24 protein-coding genes, 4 tRNA genes and 1 pseudogene are annotated in these 23,091 nt (G+C 65.8%); 3 read left to right on the plus strand and 26 right to left on the minus strand.

The features are described 5' to 3' along the window. The 14 genes and pseudogenes from NBRGI_RS23325 to rplJ form a co-directional block, all read right to left on the minus strand. Positions 1–796 (minus strand): annotated as a pseudogene (locus NBRGI_RS23325) (DNA-directed RNA polymerase subunit beta); the annotation flags it as partial. 358 nt (positions 797–1,154) lie between these two features. Next, positions 1,155–1,877: a hypothetical protein gene (locus NBRGI_RS23330; protein ID WP_029899376.1), complete on the minus strand. Its 723-nt coding sequence runs from the start codon at positions 1,875–1,877 to the stop codon at positions 1,155–1,157. A 10-nt stretch (positions 1,878–1,887) separates the two neighbouring features. Continuing rightward, a complete protein-coding gene (locus NBRGI_RS23335; RefSeq protein ID WP_081878207.1) occupies positions 1,888–2,598 on the minus strand; it encodes a hypothetical protein in 711 nt (236 codons plus the stop codon). 62 nt (positions 2,599–2,660) lie between these two features. After that, positions 2,661–3,902, minus strand: a complete 1,242-nt coding sequence (locus NBRGI_RS23340) for an MCE family protein (protein WP_029899378.1) — start codon at positions 3,900–3,902, stop codon at positions 2,661–2,663. Further along, complete coding sequence (locus NBRGI_RS23345) at positions 3,899–5,137, minus strand: MCE family protein (protein ID WP_370627820.1); 1,239 nt, start codon at positions 5,135–5,137, stop codon at positions 3,899–3,901. The genes NBRGI_RS23340 and NBRGI_RS23345 overlap by 4 nt, the downstream gene beginning before the upstream one ends. Beyond that, positions 5,134–6,387: an MCE family protein gene (locus NBRGI_RS23350; protein ID WP_029899380.1), complete on the minus strand. Its 1,254-nt coding sequence runs from the start codon at positions 6,385–6,387 to the stop codon at positions 5,134–5,136. Before NBRGI_RS23350 ends, NBRGI_RS23345 begins: the two co-directional genes overlap by 4 nt. Position 6,388: 1 nt before the next feature. Beyond that, positions 6,389–7,399, minus strand: a complete 1,011-nt coding sequence (locus NBRGI_RS23355) for an MCE family protein (protein WP_029899381.1) — start codon at positions 7,397–7,399, stop codon at positions 6,389–6,391. Beyond that, entirely contained in the window at positions 7,399–8,463 is a 1,065-nt protein-coding gene (locus tag NBRGI_RS23360; protein ID WP_029899382.1) for an MCE family protein, read from the minus strand. Before NBRGI_RS23360 ends, NBRGI_RS23355 begins: the two co-directional genes overlap by 1 nt. Before the next feature lie 17 nt (positions 8,464–8,480). After that, positions 8,481–9,833 (minus strand): MCE family protein, encoded by a 1,353-nt coding sequence (locus tag NBRGI_RS23365; protein ID WP_029899383.1) that lies wholly within the window; start codon positions 9,831–9,833, stop codon positions 8,481–8,483. Further along, the gene (locus NBRGI_RS23370; protein WP_228833091.1) at positions 9,830–10,594 is read right to left on the minus strand and encodes an MlaE family ABC transporter permease; all 765 of its coding nucleotides are present in this window, start codon (positions 10,592–10,594) and stop codon (positions 9,830–9,832) included. Before NBRGI_RS23370 ends, NBRGI_RS23365 begins: the two co-directional genes overlap by 4 nt. A gap of 105 nt (positions 10,595–10,699) precedes the next feature. Continuing rightward, positions 10,700–11,494, minus strand: a complete 795-nt coding sequence (locus NBRGI_RS23375; protein WP_014988489.1) for an MlaE family ABC transporter permease — start codon at positions 11,492–11,494, stop codon at positions 10,700–10,702. An 11-nt stretch (positions 11,495–11,505) separates the two neighbouring features. Then, entirely contained in the window at positions 11,506–12,582 is a 1,077-nt protein-coding gene (locus tag NBRGI_RS23380; protein WP_014988490.1) for an ABC transporter ATP-binding protein, read from the minus strand. A gap of 242 nt (positions 12,583–12,824) precedes the next feature. Beyond that, positions 12,825–13,205, minus strand: a complete 381-nt coding sequence (gene rplL, locus NBRGI_RS23385) for a 50S ribosomal protein L7/L12 (RefSeq protein ID WP_014988491.1) — start codon at positions 13,203–13,205, stop codon at positions 12,825–12,827. Between the two features lie 65 nt (positions 13,206–13,270). Continuing rightward, positions 13,271–13,816 carry a 50S ribosomal protein L10 gene (gene rplJ / locus NBRGI_RS23390; protein WP_014988492.1) on the minus strand — a complete coding sequence of 182 codons (546 nt, stop codon included), beginning with the start codon at positions 13,814–13,816 and terminating at the stop codon, positions 13,271–13,273. Positions 13,817–14,282: 466 nt separating this feature from the next. On the opposite strand from rplJ, the gene NBRGI_RS23395 reads away from it, so the two are divergent. After that, on the plus strand, positions 14,283–15,890 hold the full coding sequence (locus tag NBRGI_RS23395; RefSeq protein WP_051727976.1) for an MFS transporter: 1,608 nt from the start codon (positions 14,283–14,285) through the stop codon (positions 15,888–15,890). Between the two features lie 66 nt (positions 15,891–15,956). Here the strand turns inward: NBRGI_RS23395 and NBRGI_RS23400 are convergent, their stop codons facing one another. From NBRGI_RS23400 to NBRGI_RS23450, 11 genes are all read right to left on the minus strand, one after another. Further along, a complete protein-coding gene (locus tag NBRGI_RS23400) occupies positions 15,957–16,178 on the minus strand; it encodes a hypothetical protein (RefSeq protein WP_200882215.1) in 222 nt (73 codons plus the stop codon). A gap of 87 nt (positions 16,179–16,265) precedes the next feature. Continuing rightward, the gene (rplA, locus tag NBRGI_RS23405) at positions 16,266–16,979 is read right to left on the minus strand and encodes a 50S ribosomal protein L1 (RefSeq protein ID WP_014988495.1); all 714 of its coding nucleotides are present in this window, start codon (positions 16,977–16,979) and stop codon (positions 16,266–16,268) included. A gap of 77 nt (positions 16,980–17,056) precedes the next feature. Beyond that, complete coding sequence (gene rplK / locus NBRGI_RS23410; RefSeq protein ID WP_014988496.1) at positions 17,057–17,491, minus strand: 50S ribosomal protein L11; 435 nt, start codon at positions 17,489–17,491, stop codon at positions 17,057–17,059. 97 nt (positions 17,492–17,588) lie between these two features. Beyond that, complete coding sequence (gene nusG / locus NBRGI_RS23415; protein WP_029899388.1) at positions 17,589–18,368, minus strand: transcription termination/antitermination protein NusG; 780 nt, start codon at positions 18,366–18,368, stop codon at positions 17,589–17,591. A 118-nt stretch (positions 18,369–18,486) separates the two neighbouring features. Next, the gene (secE, locus tag NBRGI_RS23420; RefSeq protein ID WP_228833088.1) at positions 18,487–18,921 is read right to left on the minus strand and encodes a preprotein translocase subunit SecE; all 435 of its coding nucleotides are present in this window, start codon (positions 18,919–18,921) and stop codon (positions 18,487–18,489) included. Positions 18,922–18,942: 21 nt separating this feature from the next. After that, positions 18,943–19,015 (minus strand) — tRNA-Trp (locus NBRGI_RS23425). A 271-nt stretch (positions 19,016–19,286) separates the two neighbouring features. Next, positions 19,287–20,351, minus strand: coding sequence for a fused (3R)-hydroxyacyl-ACP dehydratase subunits HadA/HadB (locus NBRGI_RS23430; RefSeq protein WP_029899390.1), 1,065 nt, complete (start codon positions 20,349–20,351; stop codon positions 19,287–19,289). 263 nt (positions 20,352–20,614) lie between these two features. Further along, a complete protein-coding gene (rpmG, locus tag NBRGI_RS23435) occupies positions 20,615–20,785 on the minus strand; it encodes a 50S ribosomal protein L33 (RefSeq protein WP_014988500.1) in 171 nt (56 codons plus the stop codon). 43 nt (positions 20,786–20,828) lie between these two features. Then, a tRNA-Met gene (locus NBRGI_RS23440) sits at positions 20,829–20,904 on the minus strand. 71 nt (positions 20,905–20,975) lie between these two features. Continuing rightward, positions 20,976–21,048, minus strand: a tRNA-Thr gene (locus tag NBRGI_RS23445). Between the two features lie 141 nt (positions 21,049–21,189). Beyond that, positions 21,190–21,681 (minus strand): YajQ family cyclic di-GMP-binding protein, encoded by a 492-nt coding sequence (locus NBRGI_RS23450; RefSeq protein WP_029899391.1) that lies wholly within the window; start codon positions 21,679–21,681, stop codon positions 21,190–21,192. Positions 21,682–21,851: 170 nt separating this feature from the next. Between NBRGI_RS23450 and NBRGI_RS23455 the strand changes: the two genes are divergently transcribed. After that, a tRNA-Tyr gene (locus tag NBRGI_RS23455) sits at positions 21,852–21,934 on the plus strand. Between the two features lie 86 nt (positions 21,935–22,020). Here the strand turns inward: NBRGI_RS23455 and NBRGI_RS44130 are convergent. Then, the gene (locus tag NBRGI_RS44130) at positions 22,021–22,386 is read right to left on the minus strand and encodes a hemerythrin domain-containing protein (RefSeq protein WP_081878208.1); all 366 of its coding nucleotides are present in this window, start codon (positions 22,384–22,386) and stop codon (positions 22,021–22,023) included. A 222-nt stretch (positions 22,387–22,608) separates the two neighbouring features. Here NBRGI_RS44130 and NBRGI_RS23465 point away from each other — a divergent pair, with 222 nt between their 5' ends. Further along, positions 22,609–23,082, plus strand: coding sequence for a MarR family winged helix-turn-helix transcriptional regulator (locus tag NBRGI_RS23465; protein WP_235211081.1), 474 nt, complete (start codon positions 22,609–22,611; stop codon positions 23,080–23,082). Positions 23,083–23,091: the final 9 nt, after the last annotated feature.

The following is a 23,091-nucleotide window of genomic DNA, read 5'->3' on the forward strand; positions in this document are numbered from 1 at the left end:
GGTAGATGTCCAGCAGCGCCTCGTCCTGACCGGCGGTGTTGTCCTTCTCCAGGGTCGACATCATGATCTCGGAGAAACCGAAGCGCTCCACGATCTCTTCGGTCGTCCAGCCGAGCGCCTTCAGCAGCACCGTGACGGGCTGGCGGCGCTTGCGGTCGATGCGGACGCCGACGGTGTCGCGCTTGTCGACGTCGAACTCCAGCCACGCGCCACGCGACGGGATGACGCGCACGCTGTGCAGGTCCTTCTCGGTGGCCTTGTCGACCGAGTGGTCGAAGTAGACGCCCGGCGAGCGGACCAGCTGCGAGACGACGACGCGCTCGGTGCCGTTGATGATGAACGTGCCCTTGTCGGTCATCATCGGGAAATCACCCATGAAGACCGTCTGGCTCTTGATCTCACCGGTGTTGTTGTTGATGAACTCCGCGGTGACGAACAGCGGCGCCGCGTAGGTCATGTCCTTGTCTTTGCACTCGTCGATCGAGGCCTTGACCTCTTCGAACCGAGGATCAGAGAAAGACAGGGACATCGAGCCGGAGAAGTCCTCGATCGGCGAGAGCTCCTCGAGCACCTCCTCGAGTCCCCCGACTAGCCCGACGTCGCCGCGCGCGGCAACTTTTTCACGCCATGACGGCGAACCGATCAACCATGCAAATGAGTCCGTCTGTAGATCGAGAAGTCCGGGCACCTCCAAGGGTTCACGGATCTTCGCGAAAGACACCCGCAACGGGGCTCCGGGGATTCCGGCAACTGCCTTGGTCTGGGTGGAGACTGCCAAGATGCGTCCTTCCAGCACCTCACGCGCGTCGCGTGGTGGTCCGCGACCGTCGCTTGTCTGCTACGAATTCCGCTGGTTACGACCCAAACAAAACCCGAACAGGCAACAACGGAAGTAACACCGGAAGGTGGAACTTACGTGTGCAAATCGAGGTATGGACAGGAGGCAGCCAGCGCAACGTCCAACCGTACACCAATCGTCACGGGGGTGTCAACCTACCACCCGTGCGCACATTCACGTGGCTGGCGCGCCGTGTCCGAATCGCTGGCTGCGTCGAGGACGACGGGGCGCTAGGAACCCACTGTGACAGCTGCCGCTGTTGTGAATAGCGTGACTGGTCGGGCGAAACTCGTCAAGTAGGCGCGAGAGCGACGGATCACTGGTCGACGATGTCGCTGGCCAGCCAGCGATCGCCCACCTTCTGCATGTGCAGCACGATCGGACCTGCGACGCTCTGCTGCGCCACGCCGTTCTTGGTCGCGCTCACGACCAGGTTGACCAGCAGTTCGGCCCGGTCGTCGGCGAGCAAGGTCACGCCGATCGGATCAGCCTTGGCATCCGCGCTCGTCTGCGCCTGCTTCACCGCCGAGATGGTGGTGTCGGCGTACTTGTCGAGATCGGCGAGCATCTTGCCGGTGAGCACCTGCTTCGCCGCGTCCCGGTACCCGTCGATGTTCTTCACGTCGTAGGCGTAGACGGTCTTCAACGCGTGGTCGGCGGCCGCCCGCACCTCTTCGGTGGTCTTGTTGTCGACGAACGCCCGGTTCGAGTCGTCCACGCCCGGACGCAGCGCGGCAACCACCGCGAATCCGCCGAGCAACACCGCGGCGATCAGGCAACCCGCGACCAGGGTCCAGAACGAACGGCTCGATCGCGGTGCCCGCGGCGCGCGAATCCGGGCCGGGCGGGTAAGCGCGGGCTCAGGGCGTTCCGCGCGCGCCTGCCGTTTGCCGACCGGGCGGGCGGTACTCGTCACGCGCGGCTTGCGGATCGGCGTGTTGCGCGGTGTGCCGCTGCGTGACGCACTGGTCCGCGACTGCTGCTCCGCGCCGGGTTGCCGCTTGGGCGTGAGCCGGTTGACCGGTTTACGAGAAGTCATGGTGTCGCTCCTACGATCCCGGTTTCGGCGCGGCGGGTGGCTGCTCGGCCGGCGGTTGATCACCGGCGGGCGGCTGCGGCGACTGGCCCTGTCCACCGCTGAGCAGCACGGGCTGACTCAACGAGGAGATCTGCTCGGCCTTCCACACCTCGCCCGTCTTGGCGACGTCGACATTCCAGGTGTAGCGATATTCGGCCGGCGGCTTGTCCTTGCCGAGCTCGGTCACCTGCAGCACCACCAGCGCGGAGGCCTTGTCCTTTTCGCTGTTCAGCGTGGTCACGGCGGCGCCGAGCACCTTGGAGGTCATGCCGACGTTCGTCTGCTTCGCGAGTTGCTCGGCCTGATCCTTGTTCTTCTCCGCCGACTCGAGCAGCGCACCGGTCATCGAGGAGCGGGCCAGTGCGAGCGAGCCCGGCACGTCGTCGAGGTTCATCGAGGTCATATTGAGCGCGGCTTGACGGGCGGCGTCGAGGGCGTTGTCGCGGGCGTCCGCGCGTGGGGCGTCGCTGACCGCGGCCCGGATCCAGCCCGCGCCGAACCAGACGGCGGCGACCAGGGCGACGATCAGCAGCACGGCGGATCCGGCCAGCACGAGAGTGCGCCAGATCCCGGAGCCGGCCCGCACGCCCGAATCCGCAGCTGTGTCCTTCTTGTCCTTTTTCATGTCCACGGCGGCAGCCCCCTCGGCCTGCGCCGCGTCCGCCGTGTCCACATCACTCACTGCTGCGCCTCGAGTTTTCCTTCGCTTCGCTCACGCGTATTCACCTAACGTCGTCGGTCCGGTCACCGCTTCGGCGTGACGCCCATCAGGGTGGCCATCTGGATGGCGATCGGGCTCAAATCGAGCCGTTCCGGATCGGTCTTGGGGGTGTTGTCCCAGGGCTGCACGATGTTCGGATCGGCGAGCGCGGCTCGCTCACCGCCCCGCACCGCGGTCGGGTTACCCTGCGGTACAAGGCATTTCGCATCCTTGTTGAACGGGAACTCGTCGCGGGTGTCGTCGAAGTCCGGGTTCTGCGCCTTCATCTGCTCGAGGATCCGCTGCGTTCCCTCGTACCCGACAGTACAGGCGGGCGGATTGTTGGTTTCCAGCACGAGCCCGAAGTGGGTGGTGCCGTCGCCGGGCGCGGTGGCCGAGCCGCCGATCGAGAGCTGCGGGATCATCTGCAGCAGCGGGCGGATCGCGAAGAACTTGGGCGAGATCGCCAGCAGCAGCTGACGCAGGTTACCCAGGTCCTGGGTGAGCGCGCCGCCGCTCTCGTGCAGCAGCGCGCCGATCTGCTGGCCCGCGTCGTTGCCGGTACCGATCAACCTGCGGATATCCGGGTCGCTGGAGCGCAGCTGCGCGGTCAGCTTGTCCAGGCCGTCGCTGAACTCACGGATCGCGTCGGACTGCTCGGCCTGTGTGCCGAGCGCGACCTTGCCGTCCCGGATCAGCTGAATGGTCTGCGGCAGCGTCTCGTTGAACGTGGTGGTGAACTTGTTCAGCGAATCGACGAAAACCTGCAGGTCGTCACCCTTGCCGTTGAACGCCTTGCCGAGCTCGCGCACGGTCGTGTTCAGCGCCGCGAGATCGACCGAGCGCGTGAACGTGTCCACGCTGGCGACCAACTGCTGCACCGGCACCGGCGTGGTGGCCGAGGTGATCACCGAACCGTCGCGCAGATAGGGCCCGGAATCACGGTCCGGCTGCAAGTCGACGTATTGCTCACCGATCGCGGACCGGTTGGCCACCACAGCTTTCGCGGACGCCGGGATCTCCGGCGAATCCGAGTCGATGATCAGGTTCATCAGCACGCCGTCGCCGGTGAGTTCCAGGGTGCCGACCCGGCCGACCGGCACGCCGCGATAGGTCACCTCGGCGCCCTTGTAGATGCCGCCGGTCTGGTCTGCCTGCACTTTCACGCCGTACTGGCCGAAACCGAGCATATGGTCGAGCCGGATGTACTTGGCACCGACGAACACCACGCCGACCACCGCGACGACCACGAACGCGAGCAGCTGCCAGCGCACCAACTTCGTCATCGCGGACCACCCACTCCCAGTTGCTCCAGAATCGCCCCGACCGGATTCGGCGGCACGCCCGGCGCGGGCGGCTGGGCCATGTTCGGCGGGAGCGGCAGGATCGAGATCGTCGGCCAGCCCGCACGCGGGCCGTTGCCGTTGTAGTACGGGTTGGTCGGATTCACCGGCACCGGCGGACCGAAGGTGGGCGGAATGTACTCCGGATTCGGTTTGCCCACACCGAGATTGCTCAGCGTGACGCCGATCTGCTGATCCACCGACAGCCAGGTGTTCACCGAACCGCCGAAGGTGGATTCCAGCGTGGAGTCCGGGAACGGGTAGGTCGGGATCAGCGGGAACGCGGTGACCAGGTCCGGCGCGGACTTGCCGAGTTCCTGCAGCGTCGGACGCAGCGACGTGAGATCGCGGATCAGATCGTCTTTCGAGTGGTCGAGCACGTCGAAACCGGCCTGCCCCACCCGGTCCAGCTGGGTCAGCAGACCGACGAGCTGAGGTCGCTGCTGCTCCAGGATTTTCACGCCCTCGGGCAGTTCGTCGAGGATCTTGCCGATCTGCGCGGTCTGCTGACCGACCCGGCTGCTCAGCACATCGAGGCCGTCGAGCGCCCGCGTGATGTCGTCGACCTGATCATCGAGACCTTTGATCAGCGTGTTCGCCTGATCGAGCAGCGAGCGCACCCGCTCCTCGCGCCCGCCGAGGGTCTTGTTCAGTTCCGTGACGATCGGTTGCAGCTGGGCGACGCCACCGCCGTTGAGCAGCAACGACATCGCGCCGAGCACCTGCTCGATCTCGGTGGCGTGCCGGGTGCGGTCGACGGTGATCACCGCGCCGTCGCGCAGCTTCGCGGCAGCCGGATCGGCGGGCTTGGACAGCTCGATGAACTTCTCGCCCAGCAGGTTCGACTGCCGCACTTCGGCGTGCGCGTTGTCGGGCAGGTCCACCGAGGAGTTCACCACGGTGCGTACCGTCGCGGTCCACTGGTCCTTGCCGATCGTGATGTCCTCGACCCGGCCTACCGGTACGCCCTCCACCTTGACCGCGGACTGCGGCACCAGATCGAGCACGTCGTCGAACTGGATGTCGATGTGCATCGGGTGTTCGCCGACGTCCGCGCCGCCGGGCAGCGGAACGCTGTAGATGCCGTCGGACGCGCACGAGGTGACCAGGACGGCGGCCAGGCCGGTCGCCAGCGCGATACCGAAACCCCTTGCGACGGAACGAATTCGGCTACTCACCGCGCACCTCCCTGGGACGGCGGCAGCTGGTCCGACGGCGTGCCCGGCACGGTGCCGGGCACCGGAGCGCGCTGCTGGTTCTCGCCGCTGAGAATGCCGAACGGCAGGATCAGCGTCGGCGTTTTCACGCCCGCGGTGATCTGATCGGAGATCTCCTGGCAGTGGTCCAGGATCGGGCGCATCTGCCGGCCCAGCGCTTCGAATTGCGGGTCGCCCGGCCGCAACTTGGACACGTCGACCAGCTTGCACATCACGCCGAACGGATCCTGCAGGTCGGTGAAGTTGGCCCGCATGTCGAGGGTGCCGGATTCGGCGTTGTGGATGTTGATCAGGTTGCTGAGCGCCACCGGCAGCACCGGCAGGGCCGCCGCCAGATCGTCACGCTGTTTGGCCAGCGTCTCGGTGAGCTGGGTCAGGCCCTCGGCATTGCTGGCGATCAGCGCGCGGTTGTTGTCGATGAACCGGGCGACATCGCCGAGCGCGACGGACAGCAGGTTCAGCGCGGCGCCGAGATCATCGCGCTCGTTCGCGAGGAAGCCGGCCAGATCGGCGAGCTGGACGTTGAACTGGCGCACCTGCGCGTCGTTGCGGGCCAGCATGGTGACGAAGGTCTGCAGATTCTTGACCGTGTCGAAGATGTCACCGCGCGCGTCGGACAGGTACTTGGCCGCCTTGGACAGCTGAGTGAGGCTGTTGGCCAGCGCTTCACCGTTGCCGTCGAGGTTCGCCGCGCCCGTCCGGACCAGGTCGTTGACCGCGCCCTCTTTGTTGGCGCCGTTGGGGCCCAACGCATCCGAGAGTTCGGTGATGCTCTTGTACAGCTGGTCGACCTCGACCGGGGTGACCGTGCGATCGCGCGCGATGGTCGCCGTGCGCGGCATTTTCGGCCCGCCGGTGTACACCGGGGTGAGCTGGATGTAGCGGTCGGACACGATCGAGGGCGTGATCTGCGCGGCCCGCGCGTCGGCGGGCACGTCGAAGCGGCGATCGACGCTCATCACGATCTTGACCTGATCGCCCTGCGGTTCGACCGAATCCACCGAGCCGACCGGGACACCGAGGATCCGCACGTCAGAACCCTCGTAGATGCCCACCGAACGATCGAAGTACGCGGTGATCTTGGTGGTGGTCATCCGGTCGAACAGCCACCACAGCACCCCCACCACGATCAGCACGGCCACCAGGACGAGCGCGATCGCGACCTTGGTCCCCCGGCCCGAATTCCGCAGCGCGGTCAGCCGATCCGCCATGTCAGTTACCTCCCATGGTGCGAATCGGCGGACGGTTGCCGGGGATATCGGGCAGGGCGGGCGGAAGCAGGTTCACGATCACCGCGTCGAACCAGCGACCGGTGCCGAGCACATTGGCGTAGATCCCGTAGAACGGCGCCGCGAGCTCCAAGGTCTTGGAGATGTTCTGCTGGTTGGCATTCAGCAGATCGATCGAGCCGCGCAGGTTCTTCAGCGCCGGGCCGATCTGCTCCTCGTTGTCGTGCACCAGGGCGGTCAGCTCGGCGGACACGGTCTTGGCGCCGTCGAGCAGCTGCGCGATGGACTGCTGCCGAATGTTCAGCTCGGCCAGCAGCTGCCCGCCCGAGCTGAGCAGCCGCTCGAACTCCGCGTTGCGATCGGCGAGCACCTGGGTGGTCTGCCTGGTCGCCGCGAACAGCTTCTTGAGCTGCTCGTCTCGCTTGGCCAGCGTCTCCGAGAGCCGGGCGACGCCGTCGATCGAGCCGCGGATCTCCGGCGGCGTGGTCGCGAACGCGTCGGAGAGCACCCGCATGCTGGTGGCCAGCTGAGCGGTGTCGATCTGGTCGATGTTCTTCGCCGCGTCGGTGAACGCGTCCACCACGTCGTACGGAGCGACGGTGCGCGACAACGGGATTCGCTTGCTCGGGTCGGCGGTGCCGGAACCCTTCGGGTCCAGCGCCAGATACTTCTGCCCGAGCACCGTCTTGATCTGGATCGAGGCGGTGGTCTCGCTACCGATCCAGGCGTTCTGGGTCCGGAAATCGACGAGCACCTTGGCGCCGTCGAGCCGGACGTCATCCACCGCACCGACCTTGACGCCCGCGATCCGGACCTCGTTGCCCTTCTTCAGGCCGGCGGCCTCGGAGAACTCGGCGGTGTATTTGGTGCCGGCGCCGATGATCGGCAGCCGGTCCAAGAAGAAGGCCGACATCGTCACCAGCAGCACCAGCACCAGTCCGAGCACGCCCATGAAGGCGGGGCTGCGGCGTCCGAGCAATACGCGGTCGTCCATCAGCGGGCCTTCCCGGAGCAGCGCGGCGCGGCGTTGGTGTACAGCGGCTGGTTGATCGTCGGCAGCCCAGCGGGCAGGTTGAGCTGCGGCGCGTCCACCGCGCCCGGCCCGACCACGATGTCGATACCGCACAGGTAGAACTGGAACCAGGAGCCGTAACTGCCCACGCGCCCGAGCTTTTCCATTTTCAGCGGCAGGTTCGTCAAAGCGTCGTTGACCTCGTCCTTGCGCTCGTTGAGCGTGCCGGTGAGCTGGCTCAGGCCGGCGATCGAGCCCTGCAGGGTGGGCCGCACCGGAACCAGCAGATCGCCGGTGGCCGAGGCCAGGTTGCCGAGCGAGGTGACCGAGCGGCCGATGGTGTCACGTTCCGCGGACAGCCCGCTGACCAGGGCTTCGGTATTGACGATGAGCTGATCGAACTGGTCGTCGCGCTGGTTCACGGTATCGAGCACCGCGGTCAGGTTGCGCACCAGCTCACCGATCACGGCATCCTTGTCCGCGATCTTGTTGGTCAGGCTCGCGGTGGTGGCCACCAGATCGTGGATGGTGCCCTGCTCCCCCTGGAACACCTGGATGATCTCGAACGAGAGCTTGTTCACGTCGTCGGCGGTCAGCGTCCGGAACAGCGGACGGAAACCGTTGAACAGCGTGGTGAGGTTCAGCGCGGGACGGGTGTTCTCCAGCCCGATGGTGCCGCCCTTGTTCAGCTTGCGACCCTGCTCGCCGGTGCCCTGCTCGAGCGCGATGTAGCGCTGGCCGACCAGGTTCCGGTACCGGATGGTGGCGATGGTCGAGGCGGGCAGCCAATCCCGATCGGTCAGTTCGAATTTCACCTCGGCCAGCCGCTTGTCCACGATCGAGACATCGGTGACCTTGCCGACCCGCACACCCGCGACGCGCACCTCGTCACCCGGGTTCAGCGAGGTGACATCGGTGAACCGGGCCTTGAACGCGGTACCGCCGCCGCTGTAGTTCGCGATGGACAGCGCGAGCACCGTCGTCGCGAACAGCGTCACGATGACGAAGATGATCAACTTGGTGAGCGGCCCACCGAGACCGCGCATTTGCTGCTTGAACGCGTTCATCGCACGCTCACCTCGCTGCCGCGGAACGCGGGCGCACCGGCCCTGGTCACCCAGCTCGGCACCTGATCAGGCGAAACACCTTGGGCCGCACCGTAGATCGCGCCCAGCGACTGCTGCTCCATGGGCGAACCGGCGATGGTCGCGACATTGCCCGCGGGATACACGCCGTACTGCGGCGGCGACATCTGACCCGCGTTGATATCGCCGGGGTTGCGGCTGGGGACGGCATAGGAGCCGTCGTTGCTCGGACCACCGGTGGTGTACTGCCCCGGATCGACGCCGAGCGGCTTCTCCGGAATGCACCACGGCCCACGGGTGTCCAGCCACCGCGGCTCGTCCTGGTTGGGCAGGTATCTGCCGCGGTTGTTGGTGAGCTCGATCGTCACCCGCGAACCGGGCTGGGCCTCGCCCTTGCCGAGGATCCGGTCGATGCGCGGCTTGAGCTGAGCGAAGTTCGCCATCGCGCACGGGAAGGTCGGCGAGTAGGTGGCCAGGTCCTCCAGCAGCGGACGCGAGTCCGCGGCCAGATCGATGATGTTGTCGCGGTTGGCCACCAAGAAGTCGGCGGTGTCCGACGAGGTAGGCGTCAGCACGGCGTACAGCGAGTCGATGTCCCAGCGGCGCTGCACGATGGTCGCGTTCGTGGTGCGCAGGTTGTCCAGCGCCTGCACCAGCTGCGGCGCCGCGTCGGAGTAGGTGGCCGCCACCGTGGCGAAGCTGCGCAGGTCGTCCTGCAGGTCCGGCAGCACGCCGTTGACCTCGCGGAAGATGGTGTCGAGCTTGTCCACGCTCTCGCCGAGCGCGAGGCCCTGACCCGACAGCGCCTGGGAGAGCGCGCCGAGGGTGGCGGCGAGGTCCTGCGGCGGAATCGCCTGCAGCAGCGGCATCAGATCGTCGAGCAGTTTGCTCAGCTCGATCGCGTTGCCGCTCTTGTCCTGCTGCAACGTCACGCCGTTGGTCAGATGCGTCGCGCTGCGCTCGGCCGGGATCATCAGATCCACATAGCGCTCGCCGAACAGGGTCTTGGGCAGCAGGCGCGCGGTCGCGTTGGACGGGATCTGGTCGGCCTTGTCCGGCTGGATGGCCAGGTTCAAGGTCACCTTGCCGTTGTCGGAATGGCTGGAACGCACCTCGCCGACCGTGACCCCGCGGACCTTCACATCCGCGTTCTTGGTCAGCGCGTTGCCCACGCTGTCGGTCACCAGGTCGACGTCGACGGTCTTCACGAACTGCTTGTTGTAGATCGCGATGGTGGTCGCCAGGAACAGCGCGACCACCACGAAGAAGGCTATGCCGAGCAATCGCACCCGGAGCTTCTCGGTCGAACGCCACAGCTGCACGCGATTCATCCCGCCACCCGCACAGTCGTGGTCGTCCCCCAGATCGCCAGGCTCAGGAAGAAGTCGAGCACGTTCACCAGCACGATCGCGGCACGCACCGCGCGACCGACCGCGACGCCGACGCCCGCGGGTCCGCCGGTGGCGTGGAACCCGTAGTAGCAGTGCACCATGATGATCACGAAGGCGAAGACCAGCACCTTCAAGAACGAATAGAGCACGTCTTCCGGTGGTAGGAACAGGCTGAAGTAGTGGTCGTAGGACCCGCTGGACTGCCCGTTGAACCAGATGCTGATCATCCGGGACGCGAGGAAGGTGCCGAGCAGGCCGACGATGTAGAGCGGGATGACCGCGAGGAAGCCGGCGATCACGCGGGTGGTGACCAGGAACGGCACACCGGGCACGGCCATCACCTCGAGCGCGTCGATCTCCTCGGAGATCCGCATGGCGCCGAGCTGCGCGGTGAAACCACAGCCCACCGTCGCCGAGAGCGCCAAAGCCGCGACCAGCGGCGCGATCTCGCGGGTGTTGATGTAGGCGGTGAGGAAGCCGGTGAGCACGGAGCTGCCGAGCGCGTCGAGGGCCTTGAAGCCCTGCAGGCCGACCACGACGCCGACCGAGCCGGACATGAACACGATGACGCCGATGGTGCCGCCGATCACCGCGAGCGCGCCGCTGCCGAAGGTCACCTCGGCGAGCAGCCGCATGACCTCCTTGCGGTAGTGCACGGCGGTGCGCGGAATCCAGGCGATGGCGCGCGAGTAGAACGCCATCTGCTCGCCCGCCCGGTCGATCACCTTCAGCGGTGACCGCGCGATATTTCCCGCCCGGCGAAGCGATTTGGCGAGAGCAGGGTTGCGGTACTGGGTGGCCACCGGTCAGGCGCCCTTGGCGGGGACGACCTGCAGGTACACCAGCGTCAGGATGAGGTTCACGAAGAACAGCACCAAGAACGTGATCACCACGGATTGGTTCACCGCTTCACCTACTCCTTTCGGGCCCCCTTTCGGATGCAAGCCCTTGTACGCGGCGATCACGCCGGCGATCACGCCGAATATCAGCGCCTTGATCTCGCCGATCCACAGGTCGGGCAGCTGGGCCAGCGCGGAGAACGAGGCCAGGTAGGCACCCGGCGTACCGCCCTGCAACAGCACGTTGAAGAAGTAGCCGCCGGCGATACCCACCACCGAGACCAGGCCGTTCAACAGCAGCGCGACCAGGGCCATGCCGAGCACCCGGGGCACCACCAGCTTGCGAATCGGGTCGATGCCGAGGACCTCGAGCGCGTCGATCTCCTCACGGATGGTGCGCGAACCGAGATCGGCGGCCACCGCCGACCCGGCCGCGCCCGCGATGATCAACGACGTGACGACCGGTGCCGCCTGCTGCACGGTGGCGAGCACGCTCGTTGCGCCGGTGAACGATTCGGCACCGAGCTGCTTGATCAACGAACCCGTCTGCAACGCGACGACGGCACCGAACGGGATAGCCACCAGTGCGCTGGGGAGGATCGAGACACTCGCGATGAACCACGACTGCTCGATGAACTCTCGCCACTCGAACGGCCGGCGGAAGGTCTTGCGCAGCACGTCGAGGAACAGCGCAAAAATGTTGCCGGCCTGGCCGAACCCCGACTCCAGTGGAGTCCGCAATCGCGCCAGGGAGGAATTCACGATCGCAGATGTTACCCGTTAGTTGGGTTTGGTCTAGTCGTGGTGTCGTACGCGCCGCTCTGGTAACTGCCGAGGTCGCTGTTGTTATAGGCCATCACCTGCGTGTCGTCGTTCTGCGCAAGTGATTCCCGAATCGCGACCTGAGCCGCGTGCGGCAGGGTGTGCATGATCTCGCGGACGCGCTCCTTACGGCGCAGCACGGCCTGGCGCACCGGCATGCCTGGGGTCGCCTGCATCTGCGGGATGATGCCCTCGACCTCTTCGGCGCCGCCGTGGTGATGGCCGGCGTCGAACATCGCTTGCTCGCGCGCCATCTGGGCCTCGTCCTTCTCCTCGGACATGCCGATCGGACCCTGCATGCGGCCGTTGAGGAACTGCTTGACCACCGGCTCCTCGGAGGTGAGCAGCACCTCGCGCGGGCCGAACATCACCAGCTGGCGCCGGAACAGCATGCCGATGTTGTCCGGCACGGTGCGGGCCAGGTTGATGTTGTGCGTGACGATCAGAATCGTGGCGTCGATCTGTGCGTTGATATCGATCAGCAGCTGGCTCAGGTACGAGGTGCGCACCGGGTCGAGGCCGGAGTCCGGCTCGTCGACGAGGATGATCTGCGGGTCGAGTACCAGGGCGCGGGCGAGGCCGGCCCGCTTGCGCATACCGCCGGAGATCTCGCCGGGCAGCTTGCCTTCGGCGCCGAGCAGACCGGTCAGCTCGAGCTTCTCCATGACGATCTTCTTGATGTCGGATTCGGACTTCTTCGTGTGCTCGCGCAACGGGAAGGCGACATTGTCGAAGAGGTTCATCGAACCGAACAGCGCGCCGTCCTGGAACAGCACGCCGAAAAGTTTGCGGATCTCGTAGAGCTCCTTGTTGGAGCACGTGGTGATGTCCGTATCGCCGATATAAATGGAGCCACGCTCGGGACGCAGTAGTCCGATCAGCGACTTCAGGAACACCGACTTACCGGTACCCGACGGGCCGAGCAGGGCGCTGACCTCACCGGACGGCAGCGTCAGGGAGACGTCCTGCCAAATTCGCTGCGAACCGAAGGACTTCGTAACACCCTCGGTCCTGACCTCGACGCCCACGCCAACCTCCAGAATTATTCAGCGAGCAGCCCACCGGCGAACCGCGTGCTGGGTTCCGCGGTGTGTCACGTCACAGTGGGTTCGGCCACTGTATCTCATGACCGAGACGGGGCACACCCCAACCTGACTGAAGAGTAACCTCGTTTCACTCGCTATTTCCGGATTGTTGGCAAAGGACTTCGTAAATAGCAAACGGGCGGTCCCCCGAGAGGGGGACCGCCCGTCGGCGATTTCGGTCGGAATTACTTGACCGAGACCTTGGCGCCGGCTTCTTCCAGCTTCGCCTTGGCAGCCTCGGCGGCCTCCTTGGCGACCTTCTCCAGGATCGGCTTCGGGGCGCCCTCGACCAGGTCCTTGGCTTCCTTCAGGCCCAGGCCGGAGACGATCTCGCGGACCACCTTGATGACCTGGATCTTCTTGTCGCCCGCACCCTCGAGGATGACGTCGAACTCGTCCTGCTCTTCGGCGGCGTCGGCCGGAGCGGCAGCGCCACCCACAGCGGCGACGGCGACCGGAGCAGCCGCGGTGACCTCGAACTTCTCCTCGAACTTCTTGACGAAGTCCGACAGCTCGAGCAGGGTCATGTTGCCGAAGGTCTCGAGCAGTTCGTCAACGTTGGCCATGATGTTGTTCCTTTCGGTAGTTGTTGTCTTCGAGGGCGAATCGCGCGCGAATCACCCCGCAGGGGTTATTCAGCGGCAGCGGTTTCGCCACCGGATTCGGCCTGCTTCTTCTCCACGAGCGCGGCGGCCAGACGGGCCACCTGCGAGGCGGGAGCGTTGAACAGACCGGCGGCCTTGGCCATGTTGCCCTTCATCGCACCGGCCAGCTTGGCCAGCAGGACCTCGCGGGACTCCAGGTCGGCGATCTTCTCGACCTCGGCCACGGACAGCGCGGCGCCGTCCATGTAGCCGCCCTTGATGATGAGCGCCTTGTTGTCCTTCGCGAAGGTCTTGAGGGCCTTCGCGGCGTCGACGGGCTCACCGCTGATGAACGTGATCGCGGTCGGGCCGACGAACAGCTCGTCGAGACCTTCCACGCCCGCCTCGGCGGCGGCACGCTTGACCAGGGTGTTCTTGGCGACGGAGTACGTGGCTCCGGCGCCGAGCGCGCGCCGCAGCTCGGTGAGCTTGCCGACCGACAGGCCACGGTATTCCGTGACAACGGTGGCCGTCGAGCTCTTGAACTGCTCCGCGATCTCCTCGACCGCAGTGACCTTCTCGGGTTTCGCCATACTTCGCCTCCTCTCTGATGGTCGGTTCGTTTCGAACTACCGATCAGGGACGGCGACAAAACAAACGCCCCGGACGCAAGGCGTTCCGGGGCGCAACAGGAATCATCGATCCCGGCGCGATGGCCCGGATCGGGTTCCCCAGCCTCGGTTCTCCCTGCGTGGGCCGCCGGCAATGTCGCCGGACCTTCGATCGAACCCATGTGGGCTCGACGACCAACGGTCTTCGGTAGAACGGATTGGGTAGTGATCGAACTCGTCGATGACTGTCGTCCAATGTACCCGGACCACCCACCATCTGCCAAAACGGGGTGGGCACAGGTGCCAGAACAGAACGGGCACAGCGAAATAACGCCCATCCGGCCGCTCAGGGAGTGTGCGCTGCCTCACAGCCGGGCGGTGAATGTGGTCGAGATCGCCATGCGCAAGTGTTACGCACAGTGACAGTAACCTGTTTGACTGCTGAACTATGGCAACCTCCATAGTCGATCCACCGGTGCTGCTGGAACGACGTTCCCAGCGGTATCTCGCCCTCGCCGTGATCTGCATGGCCGAACTGTTGGTCATGCTCGACAACACCCTGGTCAACGTGGCTCTACCGTCCATCGGGGTGCAGCTCTCGGCCGGTGTCAGCAGCCTGCAATGGGTTGTCGACGCGTTCACTCTGACCTTCGCCGGCCTGCTGCTGGCCTTCGGCAATCTCGGCGATCGCTACGGTCGCCGCCGCGTGATGATGATCGGCCTGGTCGGCGTGGCCGTCATGTCGGTCGCGGGCGCGCTGTCGGAGTCCATGACCCAGGTCATCGCCGCGCGCGCTGCCATGGGCATCTTCGCCGCTGCGGTCTTCCCCGCCACCCTCGCGCTGATCATCAACATCTTCACCGAGAAGCGCGAGCGCGCGCTCGCCATCGCGGCCTGGACCGCGGTCGCCGGATTCGCCATCGCCATCGGGCCGATCTCCGGCGGCTGGCTGCTCGCCCAGTTCTCCTGGCATTCGGTCTTCTGGATCAATGTCCCGGTGGCCGCGATCGCGCTGGCCGCGACGCTCAAATGGGTGCCGGAATCGCGTGCGGCCCAGGTCGGCAAGCTCGACCTGCTCGGCATCGTCTTGTCCATCACCGGCATCACGCTGGTCGTGTGGGCGATCATCGAGGGACCGCGCAACGGCTGGCTCTCGACGATCACCCTCGGGACGGCCGCCTTGGGCGTCGTCCTGCTCGCCGGCTTCATCGCGTGGGAATTGCGCACCCGCGCACCGATTCTCGATATGCGGCTGTTCCGCAATCGCCGCTTCTCGATGCCCGCCCTGGCCATTGCCATCGGCTACTTTTCGATGTTCGGCTTCCTGTTCCTGATCACGCAGTATTTCCAGGGCGTCCGCGAATACACGCCGCTCGAATTCGGAATCGCCTCATTGCCTTTCGCTTTCTCGGTCGCCCTCGGCGCGCCCATTGCCACGATGCTCGCGCAGAAGGTCGGCACCACGCCGGTCATCGTGACCGGTCTGCTGATCACCGGACTCGGGCTGTACCTGGGCGGGCAGGTGGACGTCGACAGCAGTTATGTCACCGACGTGCTGCCCTCGATGGTCTTCATGGCGCTCGGCCTGGCCATCACCCAGGGGCCCGCCACCGAATCCATCATGGGCGCTTTGCCTTTGGACGAGGCGGGCGCGGGCTCGGCGGTCAACGACACCACCCGCGAGATCGGCGGCACCCTCGGTGTCGCGGTGCTCGGCTCGATCGTGGCCTCGTACTACACGACCCGGATCAGCGCCCGGCTCGAGGCGATACCGAACACCCTGATGAACGCGAAGGAGAAGGGCCTGGTCGAGGCCAGCCCGTTGAGCGTGCTGGAACTCCGCAAACGCCCGCTCGCGCCGTTCTTCGAGAGCCAACGCGAAAACCTCATCGTCGCAATGAAATCCGCGGCACTCGAGGGTTCGCACACCGCCTCGCTGGTGGCGGCGGGTGCGGTGGTGGTCGCCGCCGTCATCGTGGCGATCTTCCTGCCCTGGGGTGTGCAGGACGGCGAATCCGTGCTGCTGGGCTGGCGCAAGTCGGCCGACGACGAGTAGCAGCCGCTGTTCTCACCCAACGCCTGACCGGCCTGCCGATTCCCGTCCCCGAACCGGGGGCGGGAATCACTGTGTCCGTGCCACCAGTCGCCGGAGCAAATCCCCTGCGCCGGTGCGGAATTCGGCGGCCGCGACCAGACCGTCCGCGCCGAGGTCTTCGCGCAGCACCGGCAGCCGGGCCGGGACACCGGGATCCACCGCGGCACCCACATAACCGAGCACGCTCGCCGAGGTCGCCGTCGCGCCTTCCCCGCGGCCGGGAACCGCGACGGTCAGCCAGTGGACCAACGACCACCGCCCGGGAATTGGTCCGGAAAAGCAAACGGCGGGAACGCGATTCGCGTTCCCGCCGTTGCGGTCTGACTCGGGTGCTACTTACGCGTCCTCGTCGAGGAGGTTGCGGGTGCGGTTCGGGTCCACCGGGATGCCCGGTCCGGTGTTCGTCGAAACCGTAACCTTCTTCAGGTAGCGGCCCTTGGCGGTCGACGGCTTGACACGCAGGATCTCGTCCAGCGCGGCGCCGTAGTTCTCCACCAGCTTGGCGTCGTCGAAGGACGCCTTGCCGATCACGAAGTGCAGGTTGGCCTGCTTGTCGACGCGGAAGTTGATCTTGCCGCCCTTGATGTCGTTGACGGCCTTGGTCACATCGGTGGTGACCGTGCCCGTCTTCGGGTTCGGCATCAGGCCGCGCGGGCCCAGGACGCGCGCGATCCGGCCGACCTTGGCCATCTGGTCCGGGGTGGCGATCGCGGCGTCGAAGTCCAGCCAGCCGCCCTGGATCCGCTCGATCAGGTCCTCGGCGCCCACGGCGTCGGCACCGGCGGCCTCGGCCTCGGCGGCCTTCTCACCGGCGGCGAACACGATGACGCGGGCAGTCTTACCGGTGCCGTGCGGCAGGTTGACCGTGCCGCGAACCATCTGGTCGGCCTTGCGGGGATCCACACCGAGACGCACGGCGACCTCGACGGTCGCGTCGGTCTTGGTGGTGGCGGTCTCCTTGGCCAGCCGCGCGGCGGCCAGCGGGGAGTACAGCTTGTCGCGATCGACCTTCTCGGCCGCGGCGAGATACGCCTTGCTTCGTTTTGCCATGATTCTCTGTCCTTAATTGTCTGGTTCAGCCGTGGTTATCGGGCCTGGCCGGCCCTCCCACCGTGAGCGGTGTCAGCTCAGCCTTCGACGGTGATACCCATCGAGCGAGCGGTGCCCGCGATGATCTTCGCCGCCTGATCGATGTCGTTGGCGTTCAGATCTTCCTGCTTGGTCTTGGCGATCTCCCGGACCTGGTCCATGGTGACCTTCGCGACCTTGTTGCGGTGCGGCTCAGCCGAGCCCTTCTGCACACCGGCGGCCTTGAGCAGCAGCTTGGCGGCGGGCGGGGTCTTCAGCTTGAAGTCGAACGACCGGTCCTCGTACACCGAGATCTCGACCGGAATGACGTTGCCACGCTGCGACTCGGTCGCGGCGTTGTACGCCTTGCAGAACTCCATGATGTTGACGCCGTGCTGACCGAGCGCCGGACCCACCGGAGGGGCGGGGTTCGCCTGGCCGGCCTGGATCTGAAGCTTGATGATCCCGGCGAGCTTCTTCTTCTTGGGGGGCATCTTTCTTTCCTAGGTGTCTGTTTTCCTTGCTCTTTGCAAGTGCTGGCGTTGCGATCCGCGGCCGGGCAGGGTCTATCCGGCCATGGACGTAACAGGTCTAAATCTTCGCAACCTGGGTGAAGCCGAGCTCGACCGGGGTCTCGCGACCGAAGATCGAGACGAGCACCTTGAGCTTCTGCTGCTCGGCGTTGACCTCGGAGATGCTGGCGGGCAGCGTCGCGAACGGGCCGTCCATCACGGTCACCGACTCGCCGACCTCGAAATCGACCTCGATGGCGGGCTTGGCCACCGACTCCGCGGCGGACTCGGCGGTGCTCGCGGCCGCGGCGGCCGGCGCCTTCTTCTGCTGCGCGGCCGGGACCAGGAACTTCACCACGTCGTCGAGAGTCAGCGGGGACGGCCGCGAGGTGGCGCCGACGAATCCGGTGACACCGGGGGTGTTGCGCACCGCGCCCCACGACTCGTCGTTGAGTTCCATCCGGACCAGGATGTAGCCGGGCAGCACCTTGCGGTTGACGTTCTTGCGCTGGCCGTTCTTGATCTCGGTGACCTCTTCGGTCGGCACCTCGACCTGGAAGATGTAGTCCTCGAGGTCGAGGTTCTGCACGCGGGTCTCGAGGTTGGCCTTCACCTTGTTCTCGTAGCCGGCGTAGGAGTGGATGACGTACCAGTCACCGGGGGCGCGGCGCAGCGCGGCCTTCATCTCGGCGACCGGGTCGGCCGGCTCGGCGTCGACAGGAGCTTCGGGTGCGGCCGGCTCGGCGACCTCGGAGTCCACGTCCTCGGAGTCTTCGACGGTCGCGTCGGCCTCGGTGGACTCCGCCACCGCGTCGTCGACCGGGAACTCGTCGTGTGTGTCGTTCTCCGGGGTGCTCACTGGGGCACTCGCTTCCTGTGTCGTCACGTACATCCTCTGCGTGCCGGGCCGGGCGCGCGGCGGAACTACTCCGCCCGTCTCCGCCCCGGGATCGGCTGGCGGCGTCGGCGTCGAGCTACTAGCCGAACAGCCAGTTGACACCCTTGATGAACGCCAGATCCAACCCACTGATGAACGCGACCATGAAAATCACGAACACCAGAACAACGCTCGTATAGGTGACCATCTGTTTCCGGTTGGGCCAGATCACCTTGCGCAGTTCCGCGATGACCTCGCGCAGGAACTTGATCAAACGCTTGAACGGGTTACCCGTCTTGCCGCGTTCGGCCCGATCGGTCTTGGCTGCCTTACGCGACGAAGGACGATCGAGCGTGGCGATCGAGCCCGTGTCCGACGAGGTACCGCGGGTCCGCCGGGCGGATCGCTTGCCGCTGGGCCGAGCCACCGCGGCGGTGTCATCGCCATCGTCGGCATGCGAGCCGTGGCGAGTATCCCGCTCGTCGACCACGTCGATCCTTTCGTCGCTGGCATGCTGGTTCTTTCGAGCGACCATGCAAGCTGTCGCTACGGAAGGCAGGGGCGACAGGACTTGAACCTGCAACCTGCGGTTTTGGAGACCGCTGCTCTGCCAGTTGAGCTACGCCCCTTCGGTTGGACCGTGTTGGCTGTCCAACCACTGTTCGATATTCAGTTGTACTCCGTTGTCACCACATGACACGCGCGCTGCCTTGGCAGTTGCCGGCCCCGTCGGCGAATCCTCGCGGACTCACCTGGAACCAGCCCTACAGAGCAGCGCGCAGCGGCTGGTGACCCCAGAAACCTCAGTGTACGTTACCGGCTGCGTCGTTAGCTAATCAGGGTCAGTCGACCAGGTCAGAACGGGTTCCCCAGTTCACTGTTCGGACCGACCCCGCCGGCTCACGACAGCTGCACGGTGGCCGTTGCGCGCCCGAAGATCTTGCGCCCCGCCGACTTCGCCACGATGGCGACGACCGCGGTCCGCGTCTCCGGATCCACGGACTTCACCTTACCGGTGAATTCGATCTCGGCGGCCTCATCGGTCCCCACATACACCGGACTGGTGAAGCGGACGTTGTACTCCTTGACCGCGCCGGGATCGCCGAGCCACGAGGTGACGAAGCCGCCGCCCAGGCCCATGGTGAGCATGCCGTGCGCGACCACGTTGTCCAGGCCGACCAGCTTGACGACGTCGTCGCTCCAGTGGATCGGGTTGGCGTCGCCGGAAACGCCGGCGTAGTTCACCAGATCGCCACGCGTGAGCCGGACGGTGCGGGCGGGCAGCTCGTCGCCGACCGCGACGCTGTCGAAGCTCAACGCGCGCTTGCTCGGGGTGATCTCGGGCACCGAGGCGATCGGCGTCGGCGTCGCGGCGGACTGGATCGCGCGCGGCCGATGTTGCGGCGCGTCCTCGCCGATGCCGTGCATCAGCACGTTGCGCACCGCGTCGTTGAGATTGGGGTCGATATCGCCGCCGCTGCGCCCGATCAGCGTGGTGTAGGTGGTGAGCACCAGCTCGTCGTTCTGCGCGGTGACGATGTTCTTGGTGACGATGATGTCGCCGCCGAAGGCCTGCCGGAACGAATGCAGGTGCACGTCGCAGACCAGCTGATCGCCGACCCGGATCGGGCGGTGGAACTCCAGGATCTGGTCGGTCTGCATGATCTGGCTCAGGTCGTAGCCCGTGACGATCTGCTCGAACAGCTTGCGCTGGGCCAGAATGCCGACCAGGGAGATGAAGGTGAGCGGCGCGAGCAGGCCGTCGTAGCCGTACTCCTGCGCGAGGTCCTCGTCCCAGTGCACCGGGTGGTAGTCCTGCACGGCGCGCGCGTATTCGCGCACCTTCTCGCGGCCGACCTCGTAGTAGTCGTCGACGCGATAGTGGTGACCGACCATGGCCGCGGCGTGCGCGGCGGGGTCCGATGTCTCGTCCGCCTGAACCGCTTCGTCTGTACCGGTGTTGATTGTCACGGGTGGACTGTACCTATCTGACCCCGTCGCCCGGAGTCGGCGGAGCGGGAACGACTACGCCGTAGAAGCGCTCGGCTCCGTCGTTACCGCGTTGGCGGCTGTAACTCTGGTCGCGCTCACTGACTTACCGCTCCGGACCGTGAAATGCGTCAGGGCCGGACATATCGTCCGGCCCTCGCATTGGCACGTTCCGAGATTACCGAGAGCGACTCACGCTCCCGGCGCCGATCCCACGCGGCAGCTTCACGCGTGGCGGACTAGCGGGATTCTTTGTGTCCCCGGTGCGTGCCGCAGTTCGGGCAGAACTTCTTCAGCTCCAGCCGATCCGGGTCGTTGCGCCGGTTCTTCTTGGTGATGTAGTTGCGGTGCTTGCACTGCTCGCAGGCCAAGGTGATCTTTGGCCGGACATCGGTGGACTTCGCGGCCACGATATTCCTTCTTTCGGGTCAACCAGATGGTCTGATCGGTCTTTGGTAGCGATGGCCGGACTTGAACCGGCGACACAACGATTATGAGTCGTTTGCTCTACCGACTGAGCTACACCGCCACGGGGTCGCATTGCCTGGTGCCGCGCCCAACCTTGGAGATGCCGAGTCGGTCACCACCGGCAATCCGGCGAGCCCCCTAACGGAATCGAACCGTTGACCTTTTCCTTACCATGGAAACGCTCTGCCGACTGAGCTAAGGGGGCATGACTACTTTCGCACCGAGCTCCGAACACTCGACCCCGGCGCGGCGAAGTCTTGAACGAGATTACACACCTTCGGGTCCGGACTCCAAACCGTGTGGTCAGAGCCGGTTTGCGGCCGCCCGGCGAGCGGCCGCGGGCGACCTACCGGTAGTTGACGAACTGCAGGGCGATGCCGAAATCCTCGCCCTTGAGCAGAGCGATCACGGCCTGCAGATCATCGCGCTTCTTGCTCGACACCCGCAGTTCCTCGCCCTGGATCTGCGCCTTGACCCCCTTGGGCCCCTCGTCGCGGATCTTTTTGGTGATCTTCTTCGCATGCTCGGTGTCGATGCCCTGCACCAGCGAGCCGGTGATCTTGTACGTCTTGCCCGAGGCGACGGGCTCGCCCGCGTCGAAGGCCTTGAGCGAGATATCGCGGCGGATCAGCTTCTCCTTGAACACGTCCAACGCCGCCTTGACCCGCTCCTCGGCCTCGGCGGTCAGCACGATCTTGTCCTCACCGGACCACTCGATGCCGGCGCCGGTGCCACGGAAGTCGTAGCGGGTGGTCAGCTCCTTCTCCGCTTGATGCAGAGCATTGTCGACCTCCTGACGGTCGACCTTGCTGACAACATCGAAAGACGAATCGGCCACACTTCGCTCCTGTCCTGACGGTTCCCATGGAGGCACGTTCACCGGGTGAACCGGTCACGTCAGTTCTACCCGACGACGCGACGCCACCCGTCCCGCATGGCCGATAGCCAGGCGGTTTGCATTAGGGGTGGAGGTTCGATGTATTCTGCTCAGCGCGCCGAAAGCGCGACGGCAGATTGCCCGAGCGGCCAATGGGAGCGGACTGTAAATCCGTCGGCGAAAGCCTACGTAGGTTCGAATCCTACATCTGCCACCGAATGCCCCCGTCGATCCTGGATCGGCGGGGGTATTTCGTTTCCGCGACCCCGACACGAGGATTCCCAGCGACCGCGGACGCGGTCAGCCCCGCAGCGTGGCCGGATCGGTCGCGTTCGACGTCGCCACGAGCGTCTCCTCCTCGTAGCGCAGATGGGATTCCAAATCCATTGCGATACGGTCGAATTCGATCACGAGCCGGTCACGGTCCGGGGCCGCGAGCAATCGGCGCGAAGCGGCGAGCGCGGCGGCGACCACCGCGTGCTCGCGCTGCAATCGCTCGACCACCGGGGCCAGTTCCGGATGCCGGCGGGCCAGCGCCGGAAACACCCGATCCTCGTTGCCGTGATGCTCCCGCAGCGCGCCACAGAACGCGACGCAGTGGCTCAGCAAATCGTTTGGCAGACTTGATATCTCAGCCGCCTCCGGGTCGGTGAGCCGGTCTCGGATCGCGGCGAGATCGCGGCGCTACCCCGCGTGCACGGCCCGCAGATGATCACCGAGGGCCACGGCCCGCTGCGGGCTCACGGCGGGCATCGGATCGGTCATGGTCAGGTCCTCCCGAATCGCTATCCGGCACAGCGCGCGCGGGCGCTAGCCTGGTCGGAGAGTGTAATTTTGCTTTGGTAGCAAAGTAGCTTTATAAACAAAGGCTATTGAGAGGCGGCGGAGATGTCAACGGGTCGGCGGGCCGGCGCGGGCATGGCGGTGGAAGAGAGCGTCCGGAGCCTGCTGCTGCTCATGCCACGGGTGGTCGGACGGGCGAAGAAGATGCGCGTTCCCGAAGAGCTGCAATCGTTTTCGCTGGCGCCCCGGCATCTGTCGCTACTGGCGAACCTGGTTTTCGAGGGCCCGATGCCGGTCAACGATCTGGCCGCGCGGCTCGAGGTCGCGCCCACCACGGTGAGCCTCATGGTGAGCGATCTGTGCAAACAGGGTGTGCTGGAACGGCGCTCGGACGAGGCCGATCGCCGGCGCACGATCGTCGCGATCGCCGCGGCGCACCAGAAGTCGGTCAACGACTGGCTCGGCGGCAGCGCGCGGGCGTGGCGGAAGGTGCTGGCGCCGTTGGACGCCGAACAGCGCAGGCTCTTCGTGGACACGCTGCGCGCCTACGAGGACGAGCTGGCGGCCGAACACGAGTGAGCGGCGTGG

The sequence above is a fragment of the Nocardia brasiliensis IFM 10847 genome, from assembly GCF_000710915.1.
In the GTDB taxonomy this organism is placed as follows: domain Bacteria; phylum Actinomycetota; class Actinomycetes; order Mycobacteriales; family Mycobacteriaceae; genus Nocardia; species Nocardia brasiliensis_A.

Coding starts and splice junctions, on each gene's coding strand:
- NBRGI_RS23330 (WP_029899376.1), bottom strand. CDS start 1,877: ATGACTTCTCGTAAACCGGTCAACCGGCTCACGCCCAAGCGGCAACCC.
- NBRGI_RS23340 (WP_029899378.1), bottom strand. CDS start 3,902: ATGACGAAGTTGGTGCGCTGGCAGCTGCTCGCGTTCGTGGTCGTCGCG.
- NBRGI_RS23350 (WP_029899380.1), bottom strand. CDS start 6,387: ATGGCGGATCGGCTGACCGCGCTGCGGAATTCGGGCCGGGGGACCAAG.
- NBRGI_RS23355 (WP_029899381.1), bottom strand. CDS start 7,399: ATGGACGACCGCGTATTGCTCGGACGCCGCAGCCCCGCCTTCATGGGC.
- NBRGI_RS23360 (WP_029899382.1), bottom strand. CDS start 8,463: ATGCGCGGTCTCGGTGGGCCGCTCACCAAGTTGATCATCTTCGTCATC.
- NBRGI_RS23365 (WP_029899383.1), bottom strand. CDS start 9,833: ATGAATCGCGTGCAGCTGTGGCGTTCGACCGAGAAGCTCCGGGTGCGA.
- NBRGI_RS23370 (WP_228833091.1), bottom strand. CDS start 10,594: ATGGCGTTCTACTCGCGCGCCATCGCCTGGATTCCGCGCACCGCCGTG.
- rplL (WP_014988491.1), bottom strand. CDS start 13,205: ATGGCCAACGTTGACGAACTGCTCGAGACCTTCGGCAACATGACCCTG.
- rplJ (WP_014988492.1), bottom strand. CDS start 13,816: ATGGCGAAACCCGAGAAGGTCACTGCGGTCGAGGAGATCGCGGAGCAG.
- NBRGI_RS23395 (WP_051727976.1), top strand. CDS start 14,283: ATGGCAACCTCCATAGTCGATCCACCGGTGCTGCTGGAACGACGTTCC.
- rplA (WP_014988495.1), bottom strand. CDS start 16,979: ATGGCAAAACGAAGCAAGGCGTATCTCGCCGCGGCCGAGAAGGTCGAT.
- rplK (WP_014988496.1), bottom strand. CDS start 17,491: ATGCCCCCCAAGAAGAAGAAGCTCGCCGGGATCATCAAGCTTCAGATC.
- secE (WP_228833088.1), bottom strand. CDS start 18,921: ATGGTCGCTCGAAAGAACCAGCATGCCAGCGACGAAAGGATCGACGTG.
- NBRGI_RS23465 (WP_235211081.1), top strand. CDS start 22,609: ATGTCAACGGGTCGGCGGGCCGGCGCGGGCATGGCGGTGGAAGAGAGC.